25 protein-coding genes and 1 riboswitch are annotated in these 22,886 nt (G+C 70.5%); of the genes, 20 read left to right on the forward strand and 5 right to left on the reverse strand.

Translation table 11 applies throughout. The annotated features are described in order from the left end of the window. The first annotated feature begins 76 nt into the window (after positions 1–76). The gene (locus IEY14_RS08230; RefSeq protein ID WP_188907729.1) at positions 77–307 is read left to right on the forward strand and encodes a DUF8778 family protein; all 231 of its coding nucleotides are present in this window, start codon (positions 77–79) and stop codon (positions 305–307) included. Further along, on the forward strand, positions 294–620 hold the full coding sequence (locus tag IEY14_RS08235; RefSeq protein WP_188907730.1) for a type II toxin-antitoxin system PemK/MazF family toxin: 327 nt from the start codon (positions 294–296) through the stop codon (positions 618–620). The genes IEY14_RS08230 and IEY14_RS08235 overlap by 14 nt, the downstream gene beginning before the upstream one ends. A gap of 34 nt (positions 621–654) precedes the next feature. Here the strand turns inward: IEY14_RS08235 and IEY14_RS08240 are convergent, their stop codons facing one another. Beyond that, positions 655–1,692: a LacI family DNA-binding transcriptional regulator gene (locus IEY14_RS08240; protein ID WP_373288937.1), complete on the reverse strand. Its 1,038-nt coding sequence runs from the start codon at positions 1,690–1,692 to the stop codon at positions 655–657. Between the two features lie 180 nt (positions 1,693–1,872). Here IEY14_RS08240 and IEY14_RS08245 point away from each other — a divergent pair, with 180 nt between their 5' ends. The 5 genes from IEY14_RS08245 to IEY14_RS08265 all read left to right on the forward strand — a co-directional run bounded on the left by IEY14_RS08245 (position 1,873) and on the right by IEY14_RS08265 (position 7,484). Further along, positions 1,873–3,120 (forward strand): class II D-tagatose-bisphosphate aldolase, non-catalytic subunit, encoded by a 1,248-nt coding sequence (locus IEY14_RS08245; protein WP_188907731.1) that lies wholly within the window; start codon positions 1,873–1,875, stop codon positions 3,118–3,120. Between the two features lie 105 nt (positions 3,121–3,225). Next, positions 3,226–3,954 carry an SDR family oxidoreductase gene (locus IEY14_RS08250; RefSeq protein WP_188907732.1) on the forward strand — a complete coding sequence of 243 codons (729 nt, stop codon included), beginning with the start codon at positions 3,226–3,228 and terminating at the stop codon, positions 3,952–3,954. Positions 3,955–3,957: 3 nt separating this feature from the next. Beyond that, positions 3,958–5,658 (forward strand): GMC family oxidoreductase, encoded by a 1,701-nt coding sequence (locus tag IEY14_RS08255; RefSeq protein WP_188907733.1) that lies wholly within the window; start codon positions 3,958–3,960, stop codon positions 5,656–5,658. Between the two features lie 30 nt (positions 5,659–5,688). Then, positions 5,689–6,465, forward strand: a complete 777-nt coding sequence (locus IEY14_RS08260; protein ID WP_188907734.1) for an SDR family NAD(P)-dependent oxidoreductase — start codon at positions 5,689–5,691, stop codon at positions 6,463–6,465. A gap of 77 nt (positions 6,466–6,542) precedes the next feature. Next, positions 6,543–7,484 carry an aldose epimerase family protein gene (locus tag IEY14_RS08265; protein ID WP_188907735.1) on the forward strand — a complete coding sequence of 314 codons (942 nt, stop codon included), beginning with the start codon at positions 6,543–6,545 and terminating at the stop codon, positions 7,482–7,484. Between the two features lie 3 nt (positions 7,485–7,487). Here the strand turns inward: IEY14_RS08265 and IEY14_RS08270 are convergent, their stop codons facing one another. From IEY14_RS08270 to IEY14_RS08280, 3 genes are read right to left on the reverse strand one after another with little or no spacing between them, the layout of a single operon-like run. Beyond that, complete coding sequence (locus tag IEY14_RS08270) at positions 7,488–8,213, reverse strand: LrgB family protein (protein ID WP_188907736.1); 726 nt, start codon at positions 8,211–8,213, stop codon at positions 7,488–7,490. Next, positions 8,210–8,587 (reverse strand): CidA/LrgA family protein, encoded by a 378-nt coding sequence (locus tag IEY14_RS08275; protein ID WP_188907737.1) that lies wholly within the window; start codon positions 8,585–8,587, stop codon positions 8,210–8,212. Before IEY14_RS08275 ends, IEY14_RS08270 begins: the two co-directional genes overlap by 4 nt. 32 nt (positions 8,588–8,619) lie before the next feature. After that, complete coding sequence (locus tag IEY14_RS08280; RefSeq protein WP_188907738.1) at positions 8,620–9,819, reverse strand: ROK family transcriptional regulator; 1,200 nt, start codon at positions 9,817–9,819, stop codon at positions 8,620–8,622. Between the two features lie 575 nt (positions 9,820–10,394). On the opposite strand from IEY14_RS08280, the gene IEY14_RS08285 reads away from it, so the two are divergent. The 8 genes from IEY14_RS08285 (at position 10,395) to IEY14_RS08320 (ending at position 17,936) form a co-directional block, all read left to right on the forward strand. Then, the gene (locus tag IEY14_RS08285; protein ID WP_188907739.1) at positions 10,395–11,474 is read left to right on the forward strand and encodes a Gfo/Idh/MocA family protein; all 1,080 of its coding nucleotides are present in this window, start codon (positions 10,395–10,397) and stop codon (positions 11,472–11,474) included. Then, positions 11,474–12,319 carry a sugar phosphate isomerase/epimerase family protein gene (locus IEY14_RS08290; protein WP_188907740.1) on the forward strand — a complete coding sequence of 282 codons (846 nt, stop codon included), beginning with the start codon at positions 11,474–11,476 and terminating at the stop codon, positions 12,317–12,319. The genes IEY14_RS08285 and IEY14_RS08290 overlap by 1 nt, the downstream gene beginning before the upstream one ends. Next, positions 12,319–13,131 (forward strand): alpha/beta fold hydrolase, encoded by an 813-nt coding sequence (locus tag IEY14_RS08295; RefSeq protein ID WP_188907741.1) that lies wholly within the window; start codon positions 12,319–12,321, stop codon positions 13,129–13,131. The genes IEY14_RS08290 and IEY14_RS08295 overlap by 1 nt, the downstream gene beginning before the upstream one ends. After that, on the forward strand, positions 13,128–13,832 hold the full coding sequence (locus IEY14_RS08300) for a ribulose-phosphate 3-epimerase (RefSeq protein ID WP_188907742.1): 705 nt from the start codon (positions 13,128–13,130) through the stop codon (positions 13,830–13,832). Before IEY14_RS08295 ends, IEY14_RS08300 begins: the two co-directional genes overlap by 4 nt. A 17-nt stretch (positions 13,833–13,849) precedes the next feature. Further along, complete coding sequence (locus IEY14_RS08305) at positions 13,850–14,797, forward strand: ROK family protein (RefSeq protein ID WP_188907743.1); 948 nt, start codon at positions 13,850–13,852, stop codon at positions 14,795–14,797. Between the two features lie 115 nt (positions 14,798–14,912). Beyond that, complete coding sequence (locus IEY14_RS08310) at positions 14,913–15,689, forward strand: GntR family transcriptional regulator (protein WP_244639389.1); 777 nt, start codon at positions 14,913–14,915, stop codon at positions 15,687–15,689. Next, positions 15,679–16,920, forward strand: a complete 1,242-nt coding sequence (locus tag IEY14_RS08315) for an NAD(P)/FAD-dependent oxidoreductase (RefSeq protein ID WP_244639390.1) — start codon at positions 15,679–15,681, stop codon at positions 16,918–16,920. The genes IEY14_RS08310 and IEY14_RS08315 overlap by 11 nt, the downstream gene beginning before the upstream one ends. A 14-nt stretch (positions 16,921–16,934) precedes the next feature. Further along, positions 16,935–17,936, forward strand: a complete 1,002-nt coding sequence (locus tag IEY14_RS08320) for a 4-hydroxyproline epimerase (RefSeq protein ID WP_188907745.1) — start codon at positions 16,935–16,937, stop codon at positions 17,934–17,936. A gap of 29 nt (positions 17,937–17,965) precedes the next feature. On the opposite strand, the gene IEY14_RS08325 is transcribed toward IEY14_RS08320, so the two are convergent. Beyond that, a complete protein-coding gene (locus IEY14_RS08325; protein ID WP_188907746.1) occupies positions 17,966–18,604 on the reverse strand; it encodes a LysE family translocator in 639 nt (212 codons plus the stop codon). A gap of 18 nt (positions 18,605–18,622) precedes the next feature. Then, positions 18,623–18,707: riboswitch (ZMP/ZTP riboswitch) on the reverse strand. 374 nt (positions 18,708–19,081) lie between these two features. Here IEY14_RS08325 and IEY14_RS08330 point away from each other — a divergent pair. The 5 genes from IEY14_RS08330 (at position 19,082) to IEY14_RS08350 (ending at position 22,886) form a co-directional block, all read left to right on the forward strand. Then, entirely contained in the window at positions 19,082–20,503 is a 1,422-nt protein-coding gene (locus IEY14_RS08330; protein WP_188907747.1) for a cytochrome ubiquinol oxidase subunit I, read from the forward strand. A 5-nt stretch (positions 20,504–20,508) separates the two neighbouring features. Continuing rightward, complete coding sequence (gene cydB / locus IEY14_RS08335) at positions 20,509–21,516, forward strand: cytochrome d ubiquinol oxidase subunit II (RefSeq protein ID WP_188907748.1); 1,008 nt, start codon at positions 20,509–20,511, stop codon at positions 21,514–21,516. Between the two features lie 8 nt (positions 21,517–21,524). Then, on the forward strand, positions 21,525–21,638 hold the full coding sequence (locus tag IEY14_RS08340; RefSeq protein ID WP_188907749.1) for a DUF2474 domain-containing protein: 114 nt from the start codon (positions 21,525–21,527) through the stop codon (positions 21,636–21,638). Between the two features lie 8 nt (positions 21,639–21,646). After that, entirely contained in the window at positions 21,647–22,210 is a 564-nt protein-coding gene (locus IEY14_RS08345) for a GbsR/MarR family transcriptional regulator (RefSeq protein WP_188907750.1), read from the forward strand. A gap of 172 nt (positions 22,211–22,382) precedes the next feature. Beyond that, positions 22,383–22,886, forward strand: coding sequence for a thermonuclease family protein (locus IEY14_RS08350; protein WP_188907751.1), 504 nt, complete (start codon positions 22,383–22,385; stop codon positions 22,884–22,886).

Genomic DNA, 22,886 nt, shown 5'->3' on the forward strand with positions numbered 1-22,886 from the left:
GGCACGCAACCTCTCGCTTCCGGACGCCGGGACTGCCATCTATGGGATGGGTCTTTGCGATGGCGGAGGGCGCGGCATGCGCCGGAAGATGATGATCACCCTGGACGAGGCCGTCTATGACGGGCTCGCCCGCAAGATGGCCAGAGGCGAGATGAGCCGGTTCATCGAGGATCTGCTGCGTCCGCATGTCCTCGATGCCTCCCTCGATGACGGCTATCGGGCCATGGCGGCCGATGGCGCGCGCGAGGCCGAAGCGCAGGAATGGTGCAACGGGCTCTCCGGCGACATGGCGAATGAAGCGCGGTGAGGTGTGGTGGGTGGAGTTCGATCCCGCCGTCGGGAGCGAGATCCGCAAGACCCGCCCCGCCGTGATCGTCAGCAACGATGCCGCCAACCGCCATCTCGCCCGCGTCGTCGTCGTGCCGCTGACGAGCAGCACCGGGCGTCTCTATCCCGGCGAAGCTCTCGTCACGATCGGCCAGAAGGCCAGCAAGGCGATGGCCGACCAGATCATGGCCGCGGACAAGTCGCGTCTGAAATCGCTTCTCGCCACCTTGACCGATCACGACCTCCGCGCCGTGGAGCAGGCGATCGCCACCCATCTCGCCCTCCACGCCTGACGGCCTTCGCTCGACCTGCGCTGCCCGGATCGGATCACGCCGAAGCGCGCAGCACGAGTTCGCCGGGAATGAGGCGATGGTCGGGCGGGCGGTCCTGCGGGTCCTCCGCCGGGGCTTCCAGCCGGGCCAGCAGCATCTCGATGGCGATCCGGCCCATCTCCGCCGTGTTCTGCTGCACGGTGGTGAGCGGCGGCCACATGTAGTCGGACAGCGGCTGGTTGTCGTGGCCGGCGACGCGCATATCGCAGTCCGGCCCGATGCCGATCCTTCGCCCCGCCTGGTTCAGCGCGGCGAGGACGCCGAAGGCGAGGCGGTCGTTGGCGCAAAGGACGATGCGGGTCGGAAAGCCCTCCGTCGCAAGGAGATGGCGCGTCTCCTCGAAGGCGTAGCGCTCGAAATCCCAGGTCAGCGAGGGGCGGAGCGGCACGAAGACGGGGTCGAGCCCGCGTCGGCGCATCGTCGCCTCATAGGCCGCGCGCCGCGCCGGCCCGTTCGGCGTCACCGGCGGCATGTCGAAATAGCATGGCCGGTCGCCGAAGCGCGTCAGATAGTCGGTGATGAGGCCCATCGTCTGGCCGTTGTCGGTGCCGACGAAGGCCTCCTCCGCGTCGAAGGCGGAATCGACGAAGACGATCGGCATCGTCCGGGCCAGCGCCTTGACGCGGGCGCGATGCGCCGCGTCGCCGCCGACCGGCGCCATGACGACGCCGGAGGCGTTGAGCCGCGCCAGGGTTTCCAGCGCCTCGGCCTCCAGCTCCGGCCGGCCGTCGGAGGAAAAGGCGAAGGACAGATAGCCGCTTTCCGTCGCCTGCGTCTCGATGCGCCGGCGCAGGCCCATGTAGAAGGGATCGAGCGAGTTCGGAAAGATCAGGCCGACGATCTTGCTCCGGCGCCGGTTGAGATTGACGGCGAAGAGATTCGGCCGGAACCCCGTCGCGGCGAGGCCCTGCTCGATCCGGGCACGGATCTTCGGCCGTACCGAGCCGGCATCCTGGAAATATTTCGAGACGGTCGGGCGCGACAGGCCGACGGCGAGGGCGAACTCCTCCATGGTCCGAACGCGCTTCGTCATTCCCGCTCCGCTTCGCCCCGCATCGCCGCCGTCGCGGCCGGGCGCGACCCAACGCCAGGATGCGCGGATTTTCGCGCGCCGCAAGCTTCATCTTGACGTGCAATAAGCGAAAGGCCGATCCTCCGCCTCGCGCCGACGCGACGGGTGGATCGGCGGCGGGCAGATTCGGGACGGCTTTCCATGCGAACCTTACGCGACATCGTCGAGGCCAATCGTGGCGGCGAACGCTGTGCCATCCCGTCCTATTGCACGGCGCATCCCGAAACGCTGAGCGCCATCTTCGCCGCCTATCGCGACGACGCGGCGCCGATCCTGGTCGAGGCGACCTGCAACCAGGTGAACCAGTTCGGCGGCTATACCGGCATGACGCCGGCCGATTTCCGCCGCTTCGTCGAGGCGCTGGCGGAGCGGGAAGGCGTCGCGCGCGACCGTCTCATCCTCGGCGGCGACCATCTCGGCCCCAATCCCTGGAAGGCCGAGCCGACGGCGGCCGCCATGGCGAAGGCGCGCGACATGGTGGCCGCCTTCGTCGAGGCGGGCTTCACCAAGATCCATCTCGACGCTTCCATGGCCTGCGCCGATGACGGCCTGCTCACCGAAGCCGTGATGGCCGAGCGCGCCGCCGATCTCTGCGCGGTGGCGGAAGCGAAGGGCAAGGGCGACCTTCTCTATGTCATCGGCACCGAGGTGCCGATCCCCGGCGGCGAGACGGAGGCGCTCGACACGCTGGCGGTGACGCCGCCGGAGGCCGTCGCCCACACCTATGCGCTGCATCGCGAGGCCTTCGCGGCGCGCGGGCTGGAGGCCGCGCTGGAGCGGGCGATCGGCATCGTCGTCCAGCCGGGCGTCGATTTCGGCAACGATCAGATCTTCGCCTTCCAGCCGGACAAGGCGACTGCTTTGTCGCGCTCGGCCGCGGCGCTGCCGGGCCTCTGCTTCGAGGCGCATTCCACCGACTACCAGTCGCAGGACGCGCTGGCGGCGCTCGTCGCCCATCATTTCGCGATCCTCAAGGTCGGGCCGGAACTCACCTTCGCCTTCCGGCAGGCCGTCGCGGCGCTCGCCCGGATCGAGGCGGAGATGGATGTCGCCGAGCCCTCCCGCATTCTCGACGTGATCACCGAGGAGATGCGGGGCAATCCGCGCGACTGGCGCGCCTATGTCGCGCCCGGTCCGCGCGAGGCGGCGATGATGCTCTACGGCCTGTCCGACCGGGTGCGCTATTACTGGCCGCGTCCCGCCATCCAGGCGGCGCTGGCGAAGCTCGGTGCCAATCTCGCGGCGGCGCGGCCCGAGCCCGGCCTCGTCGCGCAATATGCCGGCGCGCTGGTCGACGGGGCGGTCGATCCCGCGACGCTGCCCCAGCATCTCGTGCGCCGCATGGTGGGCGATGTCGTCGCCAAATATCGGGCGGCCGCCGCATCCTGAAGACAAAATTTACGCGGGGAAAAATCCGAATTGACAGGCCGAAGCCTCGGCGGCAGTCTCTTCTCATAAGCATATGCGGCACGCATCTTTGGGAGGAGAGGCTTCGTGCGTCAGGATCTGTCGGGAAAGGTCGCGCTCGTCACCGGCGCGAGTTCGGGCATCGGCCGCGCCATGGCGCGGGCGGTCGGCGAGGCGGGAGCGAAGGTCGTGCTGGTCGGCCGCTCGGCCGAGCGTCTGAAGGCGGCGGAGGAGGGGATCGGCACCGAGAGCCTCGTCCTCGCCGCCGATCTCACACAGCCCGCCGAGGTCGATCGCGTCGCGCGCGAGGCCGTCGCCCGCTTCGGCGCGATCGACGTGCTCCTGCCGAATGCCGGGCTCTATATTCCGGGCGATGTCGCCGAGGGCGATCCGAATGCCTGGGACGAGCTCCTCGCGGTGAATGTCAACAGCGTGTTCCGGCTGGTGCGCGCGGTGCTGCCGCAGATGATCGAACGCCGGAGCGGCGACATCGTCATCACCTCCTCGATCTCCGGCCATCAGGCGATCCAGTGGGAGCCGGTCTATTCGGCCTCGAAACACGCGATCCAATCCTTCGTGCACGGGCTGCGCCGGCAGGTTTCGGCCTCCAACATCCGCGTCGGGGCCGTGGCGCCCGGCATCGTCCTCAACGAGCTCTGGGGCTACAAGGACGCCGCGACGATCGAGGCGAAGGTCGCGGCGCGCGAGGGCCTGCGCTCGGAAGACGTGGCGGATGCGGTGCTCTTCATGCTGACGCGGCCCGCCAACGTGACGATCCGCGATCTGGTGATCCTGCCGCAGAACCAGGACATCTGAGCCGTGGAGCCCTACGACTATCTGATCGTCGGGGCGGGCGCGGCGGGCTGCGTCCTCGCCAACCGGCTCAGCAAGGACGGCACGAAGCGCGTCGCCCTCATCGAGGCCGGCGGCGACGGGAATGCGGGCAAGGCCATCGTGCGCATTCCGCTCGCCATGGTCACCTTCATGGCGCCGGCCCTCGCCTTTCTCGGCGGGCCGAAATTCATGTCCTGGTTCGAGACGGAGCCGGAGCCCGGCCTGCAGGGCCGGTCCATCGCCCTGCCGCGCGGCAAGGGCACGGGCGGCTCCACCAATGTCAACGGCCAGATCTTCATTCGCGGCCAGCGCGAGGATTTCGACGGCTGGAAGGCGGCCGGCAATCCCGGCTGGGGCTATGACGATCTCCTGCCCTATTTCCGCAAGCTGGAGCGTTTCGAGCTCCTCGCCGACCCGAAGGCCGGCGATCATATCCGCTTCGGCGCCCGGCCGCTGCGCGACCAGATCGACGGCCGTTACCACGGCACCGAAGGGCCGCTGAACGTCGCGCCGCTGCGCAGCGTCAATCCGATGGCGCGGGCCTATCTGGAGGCGGCGCAGCGCGCCGGCCATCCGCTGAACGCCGATTTCAATGGGGCGCGGCAGAACGGCGCCGGGCTCTATACCTTCACCCAGAAGCGCGGCGAGCGCGTCACGGCGGAAGGGGCCTATCTCGATCCGGTGCGCCACCGCCCGAACCTGACGGTGATCCCGGACACGGTCGCGACGCGCATTCTCTTCGAGGAGCGCCGGGCCACCGGCATCGCCGTCCGGCGCGGCGGGGAGGAGGGGGTGATCGCGGCGCGCGAGGTGATCCTTGCCGCCGGCGCCTTCGTCTCGCCGCAGCTCCTGATGCTGTCCGGCATCGGTCCGGGCCGCGACCTCGCCCGGCTCGGGATCGAGGTCGTGGAAGACCTGCCGGGCGTCGGTCGCAATCTCCAGGACCATCTCGACGTGACGCTGGAATATCGCGCCAAGTCGACCGCGCCCTATGGCCTGTCGTGGAAGGCTCTGCCGCGCAACGTCCTCCATGTCGGCGACTGGCTGCTGCGCCGGCGCGGACTGTTCTCTTCCACGACCGGCGAGGGCGGCGCCTTCCTGTCGACCGATCCGGCGCGCGAGCGGCCGGACATCCAGCTCTTCTTCTGCACGGGCCGGGCCAATACGCAGGCGGCCTCCGGCTTCACCGGCCACGGCTTCCTGATGCATGTCTGCGAGCTTCGCCCCGGCAGCATCGGGCGCGTCGCGCTGACGAGCGCCGATCCGGCGGCGAAGCCCTCGATCCTCTACAATTTCTTCCGGGGGAACAGCGACATGGCGGTGCTGCGCGCCGGCATCCGCGCCGCCCGCCACATCATGGCGCAGCAGCCCTTCGCGCCGCATCTCGACGCCGAGGTCGATCCGGGCCCGGAGGTGCAGAGCGACGGGGCGCTCGACGCCTTCATCCGCGAGCGCGTCGGCACGCTGTTCCATCCGGTCGGCACCTGTGCCATGGGGCGCGGCGAGGCGGCGGTGGTCGATCCCGAATCGCTGCGGGTGCATGGGGTGGAGGGCCTGCGGGTCGTCGACGCCTCGATCATGCCGAGCATCGTGTCGGGCAACACGGTCGCCGCCACCTATTGCCTGGCGGAGCGGGGCGCGGACCTGATCAAGGCCGAGCGTCTGCCCGTGCGGCGCGCCGCCTGAGAACGGGCCGGCCGGGAGGATAAAACGGGCATGAGCGATTTCTCGGGCAAGATCGCCCTCGTCACCGGCACGACCGGCATCGCGCGGGCGAGCGCCCTGCATCTCGCCGCCGAGGGCGCGCAGGTGATGGCGCTCGGCATCGACGCGGCGGGCAACGCGGCCCTGGCGGAAGCCGATCCCCGCATCCATGTCCGCCGCACCGACGTCTCCGTGTCGGACGAGGTGGGAGCGGCGGTGGCGGAACTCGCCGAGCGCTTTGGCGGCGGCCTCGACGTCATCGTCAACTCGGCCGCGATCCATCCCTATGGCGACGCGGTGACGACCGATCCCGCGACCTTCCTGCGCTGCCTCGCCGTCAATGTCGGCTCGATCCATCTCACCGCCCATCACGGCGTGCCGCTGATGCGCCGGCGCGGCGGCGGGGCGATCGTCAACGTCTCCAGCGTGCAGGGCCAGGCCTGCCAGGCGGGAGTCGCCGCCTATGTCGCCTCGAAAGGGGCGATCCATGCCCTGACCCGCGCCATGGCGCTCGATTTTGCCGGCGACAGGATCCGCGTCGTCTCGGTCAGTCCCGGCTCGGTACGCACCCCGATCCTGGAGCTTGCCGCACGTACCTTCGACGGGCCGGAGGCCGATATCGAGGCGGCCTTCGCGCGCTTCGGCGCCTCCCACCCGATCGGCCGGATCGGCGAGCCGGAAGAGGTGGCGGCGCTGATCGGCTTCCTCGCTTCCGACAAGGCGGGCTTCATCACCGGCTCGGACCACCGGATCGACGGCGGCCTTCTCGCCGGCATCGGGGTGCGCTGAGCGGGAAATCGCTTGCGGCGAAAGGCAGGGCCATGGCAGCCCTCCGCCACCTCATGCCCCTGAACGGAGACCGACCGATGGAACGCTGGACGCTGGAATGGGATCGCGGCCGCGCCGAGGTGATCTCGATCGGCGCGATGCTGCACGATCTCGTCTTCCGCCTCGACGGCGGGCGCGAGGCGCGGCCCTTCGCCGAGGCGCCCTGGCGCGACGACGCGGAGATCCAGGCCGATGCGAGCCTGCCGGCGCATCTGCGCCAGCTCGGCGGCGACTGGGCCTGCGTGCCCTTCGGCACGACGGAATTCGACCCCGCCCATCACGGCCATGGCAGCAATGCCGACTGGCGGCTGGTGGCGCGGGACGAGGCCTCGATCACGCTCGCCTGCGACTTTCCCGAAGGCCATGCCGTCGAGCGGCTGGAGCGCACCGTCCGGGGCGTCGCCGGCGAGGCGGCGGTCGAGATGGCGGTGACGGCGCGGGTGCGGCGCGATTGCCGCCTGCCGATCGGGCTGCATCCGATCTTCCGCGTGCCGGAGGGGAACCGCCGATTGACGGTGGAGCCGGGTGCCTTCGGCGCGGGGCAGGTCTTTCCCGAGCCCTTCCTGCCCGGCCTGTCGCGCCTCGAAGCCGGCGCGCGCTTCGCGACGCTCGGCGAGGTGCCGCTCGCCGAGGGCGGCTCGGTGTCGGTCGCGACCCTGCCGGCGCCGGAACTCGCCGAGGAGCTGGTGCAGCTCTGGCAGACGGACGGCACGATCGTTCTCCGCGATGCCGAGGCCGGGGCCGAGTACCGCCTGACCTGGGACGCCGAAGCCTTCCCGCATTGCCTGCTCTGGATCAGCAATGGCGGGCGCACGCACCGGCCCTGGAACGGGCGCTTCCGGGGGCTCGGCATCGAGCCGGTCGCGTCCGCCTTCGATCGGACGGATCTCGCCGACCTGTCCCTGTCGCGCGAGGGCACGGGCCAGGAGTTCCGCGCCGGCGAGGCCTGGACGACGTCCTATCGGCTGGAGGCGCGCTGAGCCTCACAGGAGGAGTCGCAGGAGGACGGGCGCGAGGAGCGAGGTGACGAGCCCGTTCAGCGCCATGGCGAGGCCGGCGAAGGTGCCGGCCAGACCGTCCACCTGGAAGGCGCGGGCGGTGCCGAGCCCATGCGAGGCGAGGCCCGCCGCGAACCCGCGCGCGGCATAGTCGCGGATGCGCAGGGCGTTCATCAGCGGCGTCACGATCACCGCGCCAACGATGCCGGTCAGCATCACGAAGACGGCGGCGAGCGCCGGATCGGCGCCGAGCTGCGCCGCGATGCCCATGGCGATGCCGGCGGTGACGGATTTCGGAGCGAGCGCCCGGGTGATCGCTTCGGGCAGGCCGAAGAGCAGGGCGAGGCCCACCACCGAGACCACGCCGGTCAGCGAGCCGACGAGAAGCGCCGCGCCGACCGGCGCGAGGCTGCGCAGGATCAGGCGGCGATTGCGGTAGAGCGGCACGCCGAGCGCGACCGTCGCCGGCCCGAGCGCGAAATGCACGAACTGCGCCCCGGAGAAATAGACCGGATAGGGCGTGTCGGTGAGGCGCAGCAGCGCGACGAGGGCGACGATCGACAAGAGCACCGGATTGGCGAGCGGCGGATTGCCGAGCGCCTGAGCGGCGCGGCGGGCGACCAGGAAGACGCCGATGGTGAGCGTCAGCCAGAGGAGGGGGCTCGCCGCCAGATAGACCCAGAGCTCGGCGAAGCCGGACGGCCCGGTCATGGGCGCTTCTCCCCGGCCACGCGGCGCAGCAGGCGGAAGGTCGCGACCGTCGCCACGAGCGTCGCCACCGTCGACAGGGCGATGGCGCCGAGAATGGCGAGGCCGTGCTGCATGATGAGTTGGTAGGACTGCGCGACGCCGACGCCGACCGGCACGAAGAACAGGCCGAGCACGCCGAGAATGCCGTCCGCCGCCTGTCCCGCCGGCGCGTCCGGTTCCGAGGCGTCGCCGGCGCCGAAGCGGTCGGCGAGCGCCAGATAGGCGAGGAGCAGGACGAGGCCGGCCACCGGGCCGGGCACCGGCGCGGCCAGCAGCCGCATCGCGCCTTCGCCGACGAGCTGGCAGGCGAGAAGAACGAAGAGTCCCTGAAGCATGGCGCCGATCTCCTGACGACCCGATCCCCGCGCTAACCGGTCCTGCCTCCGCGATAGACGAGGTCGTCGTCGACGGCCAGCGCCTGCCGGTGCATCAGCGCCGCCGCGCCGAGCGCCGGACCCTCCGGCCCGAGCGGCGAGCGGGCGAGGCGCGGCAGCGGATGGCCCGGCATCAGATGCGCCCGGAGGGCGGCGAGGACCAGGGCCTCGCCCGGCTCGAACAGCGCGGCCACCGGGCCGCCGAGCACGATCTCGGCCGGATCGGACAGGGCGGCGATCATCGCCAGCGCCCGGCCGAGATGGTGGCACCAGTCGGCCAGCGTGCGCCCGGCCGCCGGCTCGCCCGCCGCGATCCTCGCCAGGAGGTCGGCGAGACCCTGCCCCTCGCCGCCATGGAAGCGGTGCCGCGCGAGCACCGCCTCGCGGCCGACGAAGGATTCCAGCGAGCCCGGCAGGACCGGCGGCTCGACGAAGCCGCGCTCGCCGAGCGGCAGATGCCCGAGCTCGCCCGCATAGCCATGGGCGCCACGTCGCAGCCGGTCCTGCGAGAAGATCGCGCCGCCGATGCCCGCATCCATGAAGACATGCACGGCCTCGGCCGCCCGGCCGTCGCCGGCGCGATAATGCTCGGCCATGGCGAAAGCATTGGCGTCGTTCTCGACCGCCAAGGCCTCGATCGCCGGAAAGGCCTCGCGCAGGCGCGACAGGAGCGGCAGGCCGGACCAGCCGAGGATCGGCAGGCGCACGACCGTGCCCTCGCCATCGACGATGCCGGGCACGGTGGCGCAAAGGCCCTGGAGCCGCCGGTCCGGCCCGAGCGTCTCGCGGAAGGCGGCGACCAGCGCGACGAGGCGGGCGATGGCCCCGTCCGGGCCGAGCGCGGCCGCGTCGAAGGCCTCGGCATGGCGGGCGATCACCCGCGCCTCCAGATCGAGGGCGACGAGCTGGAAGCGGCCGACCCCCATATCGGCGCCGACAAAGGCGGCATGGCCGGCATTCAGCCGCACGAGCGTGCCGAGCCGCCCCGTCGCGGCGCCCGCCCCGGCGCGATCCACCGTCTCGCCTTCGAGCGCCAGCCCCTCCGCCACCAGCCCGGCGACGATGCTGCCCGCCGTGGAGCGGGTGAGGCCGAGCTCGCGCGCCAGCGCCGCGCGGCTCATCGGCCCGCGCCGGAACAGCGCGGCCAGCGCTCGCTGCTCGTTGATATGGCGCACGGCCCGGGGCATCGACATCGCAACCCGCTCCTTTCCGCCCGGCTTGACGCCGCGCGCGGCATAGTGTTTGTTTTGATCACAAACAAATGGCGCGGGATAGGGGCGCCATGCGGTTTTCGGGCTCGAGTCGACAGGGCGGGAGAGGCGAGGTGACATCGCGTTTGCAGCCGGATCGGCATGGCGTCCATGCGTCGGAACACGGCTTGCTCGTCTCCTGCGGGACGGGGCCGATGGCTCGACAGAAGAGGCCTTGCCGCCGTGCCGCTCGAAGGCTTGCGCCTTCGCACCCCCCTCTGCCTGCCGGCATCTCCCCCTCAAGGGGGGAGATCAGGCTAGTCGCGGGAGATAGTGCGCGGCATCGCGGCGGCGACAAGAATTGCGAGACCCCAACGCTGCAATCTCCCCCCTTGAGGGGGAGATGGGCGGCAGCCCAGAGGGGGGTGCCGAGCGACAGCGAGGAACCCGGCCGCCGTTTCGCCCGGTCCCCATCGCCTCCGGTCTTCTCCGGGGCCGGCCCTTTCCCGTCCGACGCGACCGCCCGGTCCTCGTCCGAACTCATCCGATCCGACCGATCGCCAAGGAAAGCCTGATCCATGCCCAAGAAGGAAGCGCGGCGCCTGCGCGTCGGCGTGCTCGGCGCCGGCCAGATCGCCCAGTCCGCCCATTTCGAAAGCTGCACCAAGGCGGCCAATGCCGATCTCTTCGCGATCTGCGACGTCGCCGACGACCTGCGCGAGCGCATGGTCGTGACGCATGGGGCGGAGAAGTCCTTCGCCGATTACGACGCGATGCTGGCCGACCCGGAGGTCGAGGCGGTGATCATCGCGACGGCCGACGCCTTCCATGTTCCCGCCTCCCTGCGGGCGCTGGCGGCCGGCAAGCATGTGCTCTGCGAGAAGCCGGTGGGTCTCACCGTCGAGGAGGCGGAGGAGCTGAAGCGGGCCGTCGACGTCTCGGGCAAGGTCTTCCAGGTCGGCCATATGAAGCGCTACGATGCCGGGCTTCAGGCGGCCAAGCAGTTCATCGACACGGAGATGGGAGCCCTCGTCGCGCTGAAGGCCTGGTATTGCGATTCCACCCATCGCTATCCGATGACCGACGCGGTGCAGCCGCTGATCGTGACGAGCGCCAATGCCAGGAAGCCCTCCGCCAATCCGAAGGCGGATCTCCAGCGCTATTACATGCTCGCCCATGGCTGCCATCTGATCGACACGGCCCGCTATTTCGCCGGCGACATCGTGGCGGTCGAGGCGCGGCTCTCGACGCGCGGCGGCATGTGGTGCTGGTTCGTGGATGTCGAATTCGCCAGCGGCACGCTCGGCCATCTCGATCTCACCGTCGCCGTCCGCATGGACTGGCACGAGGGCTTCCAGATCTATGGCGAGAAGGGCAGCGTCCTCGGCAAGACCTTCAACCCCTGGTACTACAAGTCGAGCGAGGTCGACATCTTCCGCGAGGCGGACGGCGCCTCGCATCGGGTGCTCGGCGCCGACGGCCATTTCTATCGCCGCCAGCTCGAAGGCTTCGCCCGGAGCGTTCTCGACGGCGCGCCGATGACGGGCGCCGACGTCGACGACGGTCTCGCCTCGGTGCGCGCCATGGTCGCCATCGCCCGCTCGGCGGAATCCGGCGGCAGGCGCGTCGCGCTCGCCGATGTCGAGGGAGGCGTCTGATGCGGCTCGGCATCTTCGCCAAGACCTTCGAGGGCGGCGACCCGGCGACGGTTCTCGCCGCCGCGCGCGCGGCGGGCTTTGGCGCCGTGCAGTACAACATGGCCTGTTCCGGCCTGCCCCCGATGCCGGACGCCCTGCCGCCCGGCGCGGCCGAGGCGGTGGGCGCGGCGGCGCGGGCCGGCGCCACCGGCATCGTCGCCCTGTCCGCCACCTACAACATGATCCATCCCGACCCGGCGGTGCGCGAGGCCGGCCATCGCCGGCTCGAAGTCCTGGCGGCGGGCACCGGCGCGATGGGCACGCGGCTCCTGACGCTCTGCACCGGCACGCGCGACCCGGACGACCAGTGGCGCGGCCACCCGGACAATGCGACGCCGGACGCCTGGCGCGATCTCCTCGCCGCCATGGAGACGGCGCTCGCCATCGCCGAGCGGCACGATGTCGATCTCGGCATCGAGCCGGAACTCGCCAACGTCATCGATTCCGCCGCGAAGGCGCGCCGCCTGATCGACGAGCTCGGCAGTCCGCGGGTGAAGATCGTGCTCGATCCCGCCAATCTCTTCGAGGTCGCGCCCTTGCCCGAGCAGCGCCGGCTCGTCGCCGAGGCCGCCGACCTTCTCGCCGACCGCATCGCCATGGGCCATGCCAAGGACCGGACGCCGGACGGCGGCTTCACCACGGCCGGGCAGGGCGTTCTCGACTATCCGCATTATCTCGGCTGCCTGAAGGCGGCCGGCTTCGACGGTCCGCTCGTCACCCACGGCCTGTCGGCGGCGGAGGCGCCGGGCGTCGCCGCCTTCCTGAAGGCCGCGCTCGCCGAGGCGGGCATCGGGGTCGAAGCCTGATGCAGCGGGGTGTCGTCACGCCGGACGGCGTCCGCCTCCATCTCGACGATGGCGGCGGGCCGGGCCTGCCCATCCTCTTCCAGCATGGCCTTTGCGGCGATGCCGGCCAGACGCGCGAGGCGGTGCCGCCCGATCCGCGCTGGCGCCGCCTGACGCTGGAGATGCGCGGCCACGGCCGGTCGGAGGCCGGCGATCCGTCGCGCTTCTCGATCGCCGCCTTCGCCGACGATCTCGCCCGCCTGATCGAGACGCTCGACCTCGGGCCGCTGGTTCTCGGCGGCATTTCGATGGGCGCGGCGATCGCGTTGCGTCTCGCCGTCCGCCGGCCGGATCTCCTCACCGGTCTCGTCCTGGCGCGGCCGGCCTGGGTCATCGATCCCGCCCCGGCCAACATGGCGCCGAATGCCGAGGTCGGCGCGCTTCTCGCCGCGCTGCCGCCCGAGGAGGCGAAGGCGCACTTCCTCGCCGGGGCGACGGCCGAGCGCCTGCGCCGCGAGGCGCCCGACAATCTCGCCTCGCTGCAAGGCTTCTTCGCGCGCGAACCGCTCGATGTGACCGCGGCGCTGCTCCAGGCGATCTCCGCCGACGGGCCGGGCGTCACGCGGGAGGAGGTCGCCGCGCTCGACCTGCCGGTGCTCGTCATCGGCCACAAGCGGGACGAGGTGCATCCGCTCGCCCATGCCGAGGCCCTGGCCCGCCTGATCCCGGGCGCGCGTCTCGTCCAGATCACGCCGAAGGCGAGCGACAAGGCCGCCTATGTCTCGGATTTCCATCAGGCGCTCGGCGCCTTTCTCGAAGGGTTCCTGCCATGACCGCCGCCCGCCAGCCCGAATGGTTCCAGCGCCTGCCGGGCGACCGGCTGATCGGCGAATATTCCGTCTGGTCGGCCGATCTCGTGCGGCTCGCCGACGACATGGCCCGCATCGAGCTCCATGCCGACATGCTGCATGTCGACGTGGCGGACGGTCACTTCGCGCCGGCCTTCCTGTTCTTTCCCGATCTCGTCGCCGCGCTGCGCAAGGTCTCGACCAAGCCGATCCATGTCCATCTGATGGTGGCGGACGCCGTCGTCCTGCCGCAGATCGAGCAGTTCGCCGAGGCGGGCGCCGATCTCATCAGCATCCACCTGGAAAACGGCAGCGTCGCCGACGCCGCGCTCGACCGGCTGGAGGCGCTCGGCGTCGCGGCCGGCATGGTGCTGCGGGTGGAGACGCCCATCGCCGATGTGGCGCGCTTCCTGCCGCGCCTGCATTTCCTGACGCTGCTCGGCACGGCGATCGGCGTGAAGGGCCAGGGGCTGAACGAGGCGGCCGGCGACCGCCTGCGCGAGGCGAAGGGTCTCATCGAGAACAGCGGCGCCGCGCATCGCATCGTGCTCGCCGCCGATGGCGGCATCCGCGAGCATACCGTGCCGCTCCTGCGCGCGGCGGGCGCGGAAACGGTGGTGCTCGGCTCGCTCGCCTTCAACGCCCCTGATCTCGCCGCCCGCACCGCTTGGCTGCACGGCCTCTGACGGCGACGGCGCGACCCATGGCTCCGCTCGCGATCGGCATCGATGTCGGCGGCACGCAGATCCGCGCCGCGCTCGTCGCGGCGGACGGTGCCGTGCTGGACCGCCTTGCCGTGCCGACCCCGGCGACGGAAGGGGCGGCTTTCGTCGTCGCCCGCATCGCCGAGGCGGCGCGCTCGGTCGCGGGCGATGCGCCCGTCATCGGCATCGGCCTCTCGGCGCCGGGGCCGCTCGACGCGGAACGGGGCATCGCGCTGGCGACGCCGACCATCGCCGGCTTCGTCGACTTTCCGCTCGCGGCCGAGGTGCGGGCGGCGACGGGGCTTCCCGTCGCGCTGGAGAATGACGGCATCGCCGCCGCGATCGGCGAATGGCGCTTCGGCGCCGGGCGCGGCCTCGCCAATCTCGTCTATGTCACGGTCTCCACCGGCATCGGCGGCGGCGTGGTGGTGGACGATCATGTGCTGCGCGGCCGCAAGGGCATGGCCGGCCATATCGGCCATATGACGGTGATGCGCGGCGGCGAGCTCTGCGCCTGCGGCCATCACGGCTGTTTCGAGGCCCATGCCTCCGGCACCGCCTTTCTCGCCCGCGCCCGGCGGCTGGCGGCGGGGCGCGCCGGTTCGGCCCTTCATGCGCCGGGCCCGGCTCTCTCGGGCGCGGCGGTCTTCGCGGCGGCGGCGGCGGGCGACGCGCTCGCCGAGGAACTGGTGGCGGAGGAGGCGGAGATGCTCGGCCTCGGCTTCGCCAGCCTTCTCCACCTCTACAGTCCCGATGTCCTGGTGATGGGCGGCGGCATGTCGGCGCAGTTCGCGGCGCTCGGTCCGCGCATCGAGGCGGCGGTGCGGCGCATCGCCATGCCGCCCTTCCGCGACGTGCCGATCCTGCCGGCGGCGCTCGGCGACAATTCGGGCCTTGCCGGCGCCGGCGCGCTGGCCTTCGAACGGTTCGGCCCCGGCGCCGGCTGAGCCCGCCGGCCGAAGCGGTCGCGCCCGTCTCCTGCCTGTCGACAAATTGTATTGTATCCCCGGGTGCGATAGGAGGAAGGACGCGGCAGGGGCCGCGCGAGAGGCCGGACCGGACATGGCGAAGACGGGTGGCATGAAGGCGGGGAGCGAGCCGGCGGAGAGCGATCGCGGCGAGGAGGCCGTGCGCGTGCGCGGCTCCGGCGCGCGCCTCGTCCACGCGGCGCTGCGGGGCGAGATCCTGGCGCTGCGGCTGTCGCCCGGCAGCCCGCTCGACGAGACCGGCCTGTCGGAGCGCTTCGGCATGTCGCGCACGCCGATTCGCGAGGCGCTCCAGCGGCTCGTCGCCGAAGGGCTGGCGACGGCGCTGCCCAATCGCAGCACGGTGGTGACGCCGATCGACTTCGCCGGACTGCCCGCCTATTTCGAGGCTCTGTCGCTGATGTATCGGGTGACGACGCGGGGCGCCGCGCTGCGGCCCGTCCGCGATCTCGCCGCCGTCCGCGCCTCGCAGGCCGCGTTCGCCGCCGCCGTCGCGGCCCATGACGCGATGGCGATGATCGAGGCCAATCGCGAGTTCCATGTCGCGATCGCCGCGATCCACGGCAACGAGCATTTCATCGCGCTCTTCTCGCGCCTGCTCGACCAGGGGCGGCGCATCCTGCGCATCTACTATTCGACCTTCGACGACCGGCTGCCGCGCCAATATGTCGAGGAGCACGAGGCGATGATCGCCGCGCTGGAGGCGGGCGACGCCGAGCGCGCCGATGCGCTGGCGAGCGCCCATGCCCGGCAGATCGTGCGGCAGATCCAGGATTTCATGGCGCGCGACGTCACGGCCTCGATCGATCTCGCCGAGGCCGACGGACAGAAGGAGAGGCTTCATGGACGCTGACGTCGCCATCGTCGGGGCGGGCGTCGTCGGCCTCGCGACGGCCCATGCGCTGCTCGCCGAGGGGCGGCGGGTCGTGATCGTCGAACGCGGCGAGGTGGCGAAGGGCGCGAGCTTCGGCAATGCCGGGGCGCTAGCCTTTTCCGACGTCATGCCGCTCGCCTCGCCCGGCATCATGCTGAAGGCGCCGCGCTGGCTGATGGACCCGCTCGGGCCGCTCAGCGTGCCCCCCGCCTATGCGCTCGGCATCGCCCCCTGGCTCTTCCGCTTCTGGCGCGCCAGCTCGCGGCGCGCCAGCCGCCATTCGATGCTGGCCCAGGCCAAGCTGATGCGCCTGGCCCGCGCCGAGACCCTCCGCCTCATCGAGCGGACGGGCCTCGGCGCCATGCTGGTCTCGGACGGCGCGCTCGAACTCTACGAATCGAAGGCGGAACTCGCCGCCGCGCTGCCGGGCTGGGAAGCGCGGGCGCGCGAGGGCATCGAGTTCCGCCATCTGGAGGGCGCGGAGATCGCCGCCCTCCAGCCGGGCCTCTCGCCGCGCTTCACCCACGCGACCTTCGTGCCCGGCTGGCAGTCGGTGTCCGATCCCTATCTCTACGCCCTGGCGCTAGCCGAGGCGGCGCGTGAACGCGGCGCGGCGATCCGCCAGGGCGAGGTCACCGGCTTCGAGACGGCGGGGGAGACGGTGACCCTGCGCCTTGCCGACGGCGCCCGCGTCACGGCGCGCCAGGCGGTGATCGCCTGCGGCGCCTGGTCGAAGGCGCTGGCGCGCGGCCTTGGCAACGACGTGCCGCTCGACACCGAGCGCGGCTACAACACGACGCTGCCGCCCGACAGTTTCGACCTGAAGCGGCAGCTGACCTTCGGCGGCCACGGCTTCGTGGTGACGCGCCTGTCCACCGGCATCCGCGTCGGCGGCGCGGTGGAACTCGGCGGCCTGGCGCTGCCGCCGAATTTCCGCCGCTCCGAGGCGATGCTCGCCAAGGCGAAGGCCTTCCTGCCGGGCCTCAGGACCGAGGGCGGACGGCAATGGATGGGCTTCCGGCCCTCGATGCCGGATTCCCTGCCGGTGATCGGCCGCTCGGCCGCCAGCGGCGATATCGTCTATGCCTTCGGCCACGGCCATCTCGGCCTGACGCAATCGGCGGCGACCGGCCGCCTCGTCGCCGATCTCCTCGCCGGGCGCGATCCGGCGGTGGATGTCCGCCCCTTCAGTCCCGACCGCTTCCGATAGGACGAGCAAGCTCCATGGCACGCCATACCTTTTCCTGCATCGACGGCCATACCTGCGGCAATCCGGTGCGTCTCGTCTCCGGCGGCGGCCCCCATCTCGCCGGCGCGACGATGATCGAGAAGCGCGCCCATTTCCTCAGCCATTACGACTGGATCCGCACCGGCTTGATGTTCGAGCCGCGCGGCCACGACATGATGTCGGGCTCGATCCTCTATCCGCCGACGCGGCCGGATTGCGATGTCGCGATCCTGTTCATCGAGACCTCCGGCTGCCTGCCGATGTGCGGCCACGGCACGATCGGCACGGTGACGATGGCGCTGGAGAACGGCCTCGTCACGCCGAGGGAGAGGGGCGTCCTGAAGCTCGACACGCCGGCCGGCCTCGTCACCGCCACCTATCGCGAGGAGAACGGCTTCGTGGAGGAGGTGCGCCTCGTCAACGTGCCGGCCTTTCTCCATTCCGAGGGGCTCGAGGTCGAGTCGCCGGCGCTCGGCACGCTTCATGTCGACGTCGCCTATGGCGGCAATTTCTACGCCATCGTCGACGGCCAGAAGAATTTCCGCGACATGGCGGACTTCACCGCCTCGCAGCTCGTCTCGATGTCCGGGCAACTGCGCACGGCGCTGAACCAGCGCTACGAGTTCGTCCATCCCGAGAAGCCGGAGATCCGGGGCCTCAGCCACATTCTCTGGACCGGTGCGCCGACCGTCGCCGGCGCCCATGCCCGCAACGCCGTCTTCTACGGCGACAAGGCCATCGACCGCAGCCCCTGCGGCACCGGCACCTCGGCCCGCATCGCGCAATGGGCGGCGAAGGGCCGGCTGAAGGTCGGCGACGACTTCGTCCACGAATCGATCATCGGCTCGCTGTTCAAGGGCCGGGTCGAGGCCGAGGCGCGCGTCGGCGACCGGACGGGCATCGTGCCCTCGATCGCCGGCTGGGCGCGCCAGACCGGCATCAACACGATCTTCATCGACGACCGCGACCCCTTCGCCCACGGCTTCCAGGTGATCTGAGGCGGACAAGTGATCTGAGGCAGGAAAGCCTATCGCCGGAAGGGCAGGCTCTCGGCGATAAGGCGTAGGCCGAGACCGCCCATCACCGCGCCCGCGAGGCGATCGACCGAGCGCTTCGAGCGCAGATAGGCCGATCGCGGGCGCGGGGCCGAGAAGGCGAGGGCGACCACGGCGTACCAGCCGGCCTCGACGAGGAACACGGCCGGCGGCAGGGCGGCGAGGAGCCAGACGGGCGCCCGCGCCGGCAGGAGGGCGGCGAAGATGCTCGCATAGACGACCGCCGTCTTCGGATTGCTGAGCTGGGTGAGGAGGCCGATCCCCAGCGACCGGGACACGGACGGCGATCGAAGAACCGGCGCCGCGACCGGGGCGAGAGGCCGGGCGGCGCCCCGCCAGATGCGAAAGCCGAGATAGGCGAGATAAAGCCCGCCGACGAAGCGCAGGCCGAGATAGAGCCATTCGACCCGCATCAGGAGGGCGGACAGGCCGAAAACCGCGAGAAGCGCGAAGACGGCGCCGCCGATCCCCATGCCGAGCGCCGCGGCGAGGCCATCGAGGCGCGACGAGCCGGCGGCGATGCGCGAGACAAGGACGAAGCTCGGACCCGGACTGATCGCGCCGATCAGCAGCGCGCCGAGAATGCTGAGCAGAAGCACGAATGCGGACATGGAGCGGCTCCGGTGACGAGGGAGTGCCCAGGCGCGCGGCGAGACGGATCGGCCGCGCTCCCCGATGGTGCTTGATCCGATATCGCCAGTCGCGCGACCCGACCCAGGATTGTCCGGGCGTGGCCATTTGGCAAGAGTGACGCTGGAAAATAACGCCGACCGCGCGCGCGAGATGCGGGTCGCAGCACGCGTGCGGCCGCCGAGGGGGTACGCCACCTTCCCCGTAACAGACGTCGGTCTAAGCCGACCTCCAAACCGGACGTGCGAATTTCCCGTTTGTCACGACGGCCGCCGGCACAGCCTGGTCGGCGTCTAACATGATTGCAAGTGCCGGTCGGCTCTCTTCGGCCTAGCATCATGCGGTCTCGTGCCTTTGCCGGCGCCATTCGGAATACCGGCTATTGACGTTCGTAATTTCAGAAATTACTGAAATTACGAACGTTACGCCACGGCGTGACGCATCGATTGGACAGGTCCATGTCGCTCTTCTCGGGGCTCGACGCCCTTCTCCTGGCGCGGGCGCAATTCGCCTTCACCATCTCGTTCCACATCGTCTTCCCGGCCTTCTCCATCGGCCTCGCCAGCTTCCTCGCGGTGCTGGAGGCGCTCTGGCTGAAGACCGGGCGCGAGCTCTATCTGAACCTCTTCCGCTACTGGACGAAGATCTTCGCCGTCGCCTTCGCCATGGGCGTCGTGTCCGGCATCGTCATGAGCTACCAGTTCGGCACCAACTGGTCGGTCTTCTCCGACAAGGCCGGGCCGGTGATCGGGCCGCTGATGGCCTATGAGGTCCTGTCCGCCTTCTTTCTCGAAGCCGGCTTTCTCGGCGTCATGCTGTTCGGGCTGAACAAGGTCGGGCCGCGCCTGCATTTCCTGGCGACGCTGATGGTGGCGCTCGGCACCTTCTTCTCGGCCTTCTGGATCCTGTCGGTGAATTCCTGGATGCAGACGCCGCAGGGCCATTCGGTCAATGCGGCGGGCCAGTTCGTGCCGGAGGACTGGTGGGCGATCGTCTTCAACCCCTCCTTCCCCTATCGCCTCGTCCACATGCTGCTCGCCGCCTATCTGACGACGGCGCTCGTCGTCGGCGCGGTCGGCGCCTGGCATCTCCTTCGCGAGAACGGGAACAAGGGTGCGCGTAAGATGTTCGGCATGGCGCTCGGCATGCTGGCCGTCGTCGCGCCGCTCCAGATCCTCGCCGGCGACGCCCATGGCCTCAACACGCTGGAGCACCAGCCGGCCAAGGTCATGGCGATGGAGGGTCATTTCCGCAGCCACCCGGACGGCGCGCCGCTGATCCTGTTCGGCCTGCCGGACCCGGCGGCGGGGGAGGTGCGCCATGCGATCGAGATCCCGAAGCTCTCCTCGCTCATCCTGAAGCACGATCCGAACGCGCCGCTCGCCGGGCTGGAGACCGTGCCGCGCGAGAACTGGCCGCCGGTGCCGGTCGTGTTCTGGTCCTTCCGCGTCATGGTCGGGCTCGGCATGCTGATGCTCGGCCTTGGCCTCTTCGGCCTCGTCGCGCGCTGGCGCGGCACGCTCTACACGTCGAAGGCGCTGCACCGCTTCGCGCTCGCCATGGGGCCGGCCGGCTTCGTCGCGGTGCTGGCCGGCTGGGTGACGACGGAGGTCGGGCGCCAGCCCTTCACGGTCTACGGCCTGCTGCGCACGGCGGATTCGGCCTCGCCGCTCGCGGCGCCCGCCGTCGCCGCCTCGCTCCTCGCCTTCGTCCTTGTCTATTTCGCCGTCTTCGGCGCGGGCGTCCTCTACATCCTCAAGCTGATGGGCCATGCGCCGCATCGGGGCGAGCCGGATCTCGAGATCGGCCTGCCGATCCGCACGGCGGGCGTCACGCCCGCCCCGGCCATCGATCCCGCCCGCATGCAGCCCGCCGAGTGACCGCCATGGGATATGCTCTCGACCTTCCGACCGTCTGGGCGCTCGTCATCGCTTTCGCCGTCTTCGCCTATGTCGTCATGGACGGCTTCGATCTCGGCATCGGCATTCTTTTCCCCAGCCTGAAGCCGGGCGAGGAGCGGGATGCGGCGATGAATTCCGTCGCGCCCGTCTGGGACGGCAACGAGACCTGGCTGGTGCTCGGCGGCGGCGGTCTCTTCGCCGCCTTTCCGCTGGCCTATGCCATCGTCATGCCGGCCCTCTACGCGCCGATCGTCGCGATGCTGCTCGGCCTCGTCTTTCGCGGCGTCGCCTTCGAGTTCCGCTGGCGCGATCCCGGCCACCGACCCTTCTGGGACATCGCCTTCTGCGCCGGCTCGCTGGTCGCGACCTTCGCGCAAGGGGTGGCGCTCGGCGCGCTGCTCCAGGGCATTCCGGTCGCGGGCCGCGCCTATGGCGGCGGCTGGTTCGACTGGCTGACGCCCTTCAGCCTCCTGTCGGGCCTCGGTCTCACCACCGGCTACGCGCTGCTCGGCGCCACCTGGCTGGTGATGAAGACGGAAGGGTCGGCGCAGGCCCATGCCCGGCGCATGGCGAAGCATCTCGGCCGCGCGACCGTCGCGGCGATCGCCCTCGTCAGCGCGGCGACGCCCTTTCTCGACGGCGCCTATGCCGCGCGCTGGTTCGCCTTTCCGAACGTGCTCCTGACGGCCCAGGTGCCGCTTCTCGTCACGATCGGCTCGGTCCTCTTCTTCAGCTCGCTCGCCGCCGGGGCGGAGCGGCGGCCCTTTCTCCTGGCGCTCGCTTTGTTCGGCCTGTCCTTCGTCGGGCTCGGCATCAGCATCTTCCCGGATGTCGTGCCGGGCGCCATGACGATCTGGCAGGCGGCGGCGCCGCCCGCGAGCCAGCTCTTCATGCTGGTCGGCGCGGCCGTGCTGATCCCGGTGATCCTCGCCTATACCGCCTATGCCTATTGGGTGTTTCGCGGCAAGGTCGGGGCGGAGGGCTATCATTGAGCGCCGCCATGCCTGGACCCACCCTCGCGCGCCGGCTCGGCTGGTTCCTGGTCCTTTGGCTCGCCGGCCTCGCCATGGTAGGAAGCCTGGCCTTCCTGATCCGCCTATGGCTCAAGGTCTGAACCCGCCGATGCATCTGCCGCCCCTCGTCCAGACCTTCGTCCTCCATTTCGGGGAGATGGGCTCGCGCTGGGGCATCAACCGCACGGTCGGGCAGATCTATGCGCTGCTCTTCGTTTCGGAGCGGGCGCTGAATGCCGAGGAGATCGTCGAGAAGCTCGGCCTGTCGCGCTCCAACGTCTCGATGGGCCTGAAGGAATTGCAGGGCTGGAACCTCGTGCGCCTCCAGCATCTGCCGGGCGACCGCCGCGACTATTTCGCGACGCCGGAAGACATCTGGCAGATCGTGCGCACCCTGGTGGAGGAGCGCAAGAAGCGCGAGGTCGATCCGACCCTGACGCTGCTCCGCGAGATCCTGATGCAGGAGCCGCGCACGGCGGAGGAGCGCCACGCGCAGGAGCGCCTGAAGGAGATGCACGATCTCTTCGAGCTCTTCGCCGACTGGTACGGCGAGGTGCGCCGCATGGAAACCGAAAGGCTCGTCCAGCTGCTCCGCCTCGGCGCCAAGGTCCAGAAGATCCTGGAGATGAAGGACAAGCTGCGCCTCATGCCCGGACCGAAGCGCGACGGCTGATGCGCTCGTGTCGCGGCGCCGAACAGGCCGATACAAGCGCCGAAGCCTGTGGCATGCTCCGCATGGCGGATTCTCGGACGAACCGGGCGGGCCGCCATGAAATTGCCGGCGTCGCAGCCATGACACGACCCGCGTCGTAGATGGCGCGACCATGTTCCCTCGGAGGAGTGCAATGCGGCTCGTTGGCCTCGCGGTTCTGGGTCTGGCCCTGGCCATGCCGACATGGGTGTCCGCGGCGGAGAAGATCTCCGGCCGGGCGCAGGTGATCGATGCGCGCACCCTCGCGGTCGACGGCGCGAAGGAGCGCGTGCGGCTCTTCGGCGTCGACGCGCCGGACAGGAAGCAGACCTGCAGCAACTGGGCGAACCTGAAATATCGCTGCGGCGTCAACGCCACCCATGCGCTCGCCGCCATCGTCGGCCGCAACGGGCAGGTGACCTGCGAGGAGCAGAGCCGCGACAAGGACGGGCGCGTCTACGCCATCTGCAAGAAGGGCGACGACGATATCGGCGCCGAGCTGATCCGCCGGGGCTGGGCGCGCGACTATGTCAAATACAGCCATGGCCGCTACGCGCCGCAGGAGGCCGAGGCCAAGCAGGCGCGGCGCGGCGCCTGGGCCGGCAAGTGGAAGGCGCCGTGGAAATGGCGGGACGAGCAGCATCCCGCCGTGCAGTAG

This window comes from Aureimonas endophytica, from assembly GCF_014642635.1.
Classification (GTDB): domain Bacteria; phylum Pseudomonadota; class Alphaproteobacteria; order Rhizobiales; family Rhizobiaceae; genus Plantimonas; species Plantimonas endophytica.

Bases quoted from the DNA above. Each gene is read 5' to 3' on its own strand.
- IEY14_RS08230 (WP_188907729.1), top strand. From the start codon at position 77: ATGCGCCGGAAGATGATGATCACCCTGGACGAGGCCGTCTATGACGGG.
- IEY14_RS08235 (WP_188907730.1), top strand. From the start codon at position 294: ATGAAGCGCGGTGAGGTGTGGTGGGTGGAGTTCGATCCCGCCGTCGGG.
- IEY14_RS08240 (WP_373288937.1), bottom strand. From the start codon at position 1,692: ATGACGAAGCGCGTTCGGACCATGGAGGAGTTCGCCCTCGCCGTCGGC.
- IEY14_RS08245 (WP_188907731.1), top strand. From the start codon at position 1,873: ATGCGAACCTTACGCGACATCGTCGAGGCCAATCGTGGCGGCGAACGC.
- IEY14_RS08260 (WP_188907734.1), top strand. From the start codon at position 5,689: ATGAGCGATTTCTCGGGCAAGATCGCCCTCGTCACCGGCACGACCGGC.
- IEY14_RS08265 (WP_188907735.1), top strand. From the start codon at position 6,543: ATGGAACGCTGGACGCTGGAATGGGATCGCGGCCGCGCCGAGGTGATC.
- IEY14_RS08270 (WP_188907736.1), bottom strand. From the start codon at position 8,213: ATGACCGGGCCGTCCGGCTTCGCCGAGCTCTGGGTCTATCTGGCGGCG.
- IEY14_RS08275 (WP_188907737.1), bottom strand. From the start codon at position 8,587: ATGCTTCAGGGACTCTTCGTTCTTCTCGCCTGCCAGCTCGTCGGCGAA.
- IEY14_RS08280 (WP_188907738.1), bottom strand. From the start codon at position 9,819: ATGTCGATGCCCCGGGCCGTGCGCCATATCAACGAGCAGCGAGCGCTG.
- IEY14_RS08285 (WP_188907739.1), top strand. From the start codon at position 10,395: ATGCCCAAGAAGGAAGCGCGGCGCCTGCGCGTCGGCGTGCTCGGCGCC.
- IEY14_RS08290 (WP_188907740.1), top strand. From the start codon at position 11,474: ATGCGGCTCGGCATCTTCGCCAAGACCTTCGAGGGCGGCGACCCGGCG.
- IEY14_RS08295 (WP_188907741.1), top strand. From the start codon at position 12,319: ATGCAGCGGGGTGTCGTCACGCCGGACGGCGTCCGCCTCCATCTCGAC.
- IEY14_RS08300 (WP_188907742.1), top strand. From the start codon at position 13,128: ATGACCGCCGCCCGCCAGCCCGAATGGTTCCAGCGCCTGCCGGGCGAC.
- IEY14_RS08305 (WP_188907743.1), top strand. From the start codon at position 13,850: ATGGCTCCGCTCGCGATCGGCATCGATGTCGGCGGCACGCAGATCCGC.
- IEY14_RS08310 (WP_244639389.1), top strand. From the start codon at position 14,913: ATGGCGAAGACGGGTGGCATGAAGGCGGGGAGCGAGCCGGCGGAGAGC.
- IEY14_RS08315 (WP_244639390.1), top strand. From the start codon at position 15,679: ATGGACGCTGACGTCGCCATCGTCGGGGCGGGCGTCGTCGGCCTCGCG.
- IEY14_RS08320 (WP_188907745.1), top strand. From the start codon at position 16,935: ATGGCACGCCATACCTTTTCCTGCATCGACGGCCATACCTGCGGCAAT.
- IEY14_RS08325 (WP_188907746.1), bottom strand. From the start codon at position 18,604: ATGTCCGCATTCGTGCTTCTGCTCAGCATTCTCGGCGCGCTGCTGATC.
- IEY14_RS08330 (WP_188907747.1), top strand. From the start codon at position 19,082: ATGTCGCTCTTCTCGGGGCTCGACGCCCTTCTCCTGGCGCGGGCGCAA.
- cydB (WP_188907748.1), top strand. From the start codon at position 20,509: ATGGGATATGCTCTCGACCTTCCGACCGTCTGGGCGCTCGTCATCGCT.
- IEY14_RS08340 (WP_188907749.1), top strand. From the start codon at position 21,525: ATGCCTGGACCCACCCTCGCGCGCCGGCTCGGCTGGTTCCTGGTCCTT.
- IEY14_RS08345 (WP_188907750.1), top strand. From the start codon at position 21,647: ATGCATCTGCCGCCCCTCGTCCAGACCTTCGTCCTCCATTTCGGGGAG.
- IEY14_RS08350 (WP_188907751.1), top strand. From the start codon at position 22,383: ATGCGGCTCGTTGGCCTCGCGGTTCTGGGTCTGGCCCTGGCCATGCCG.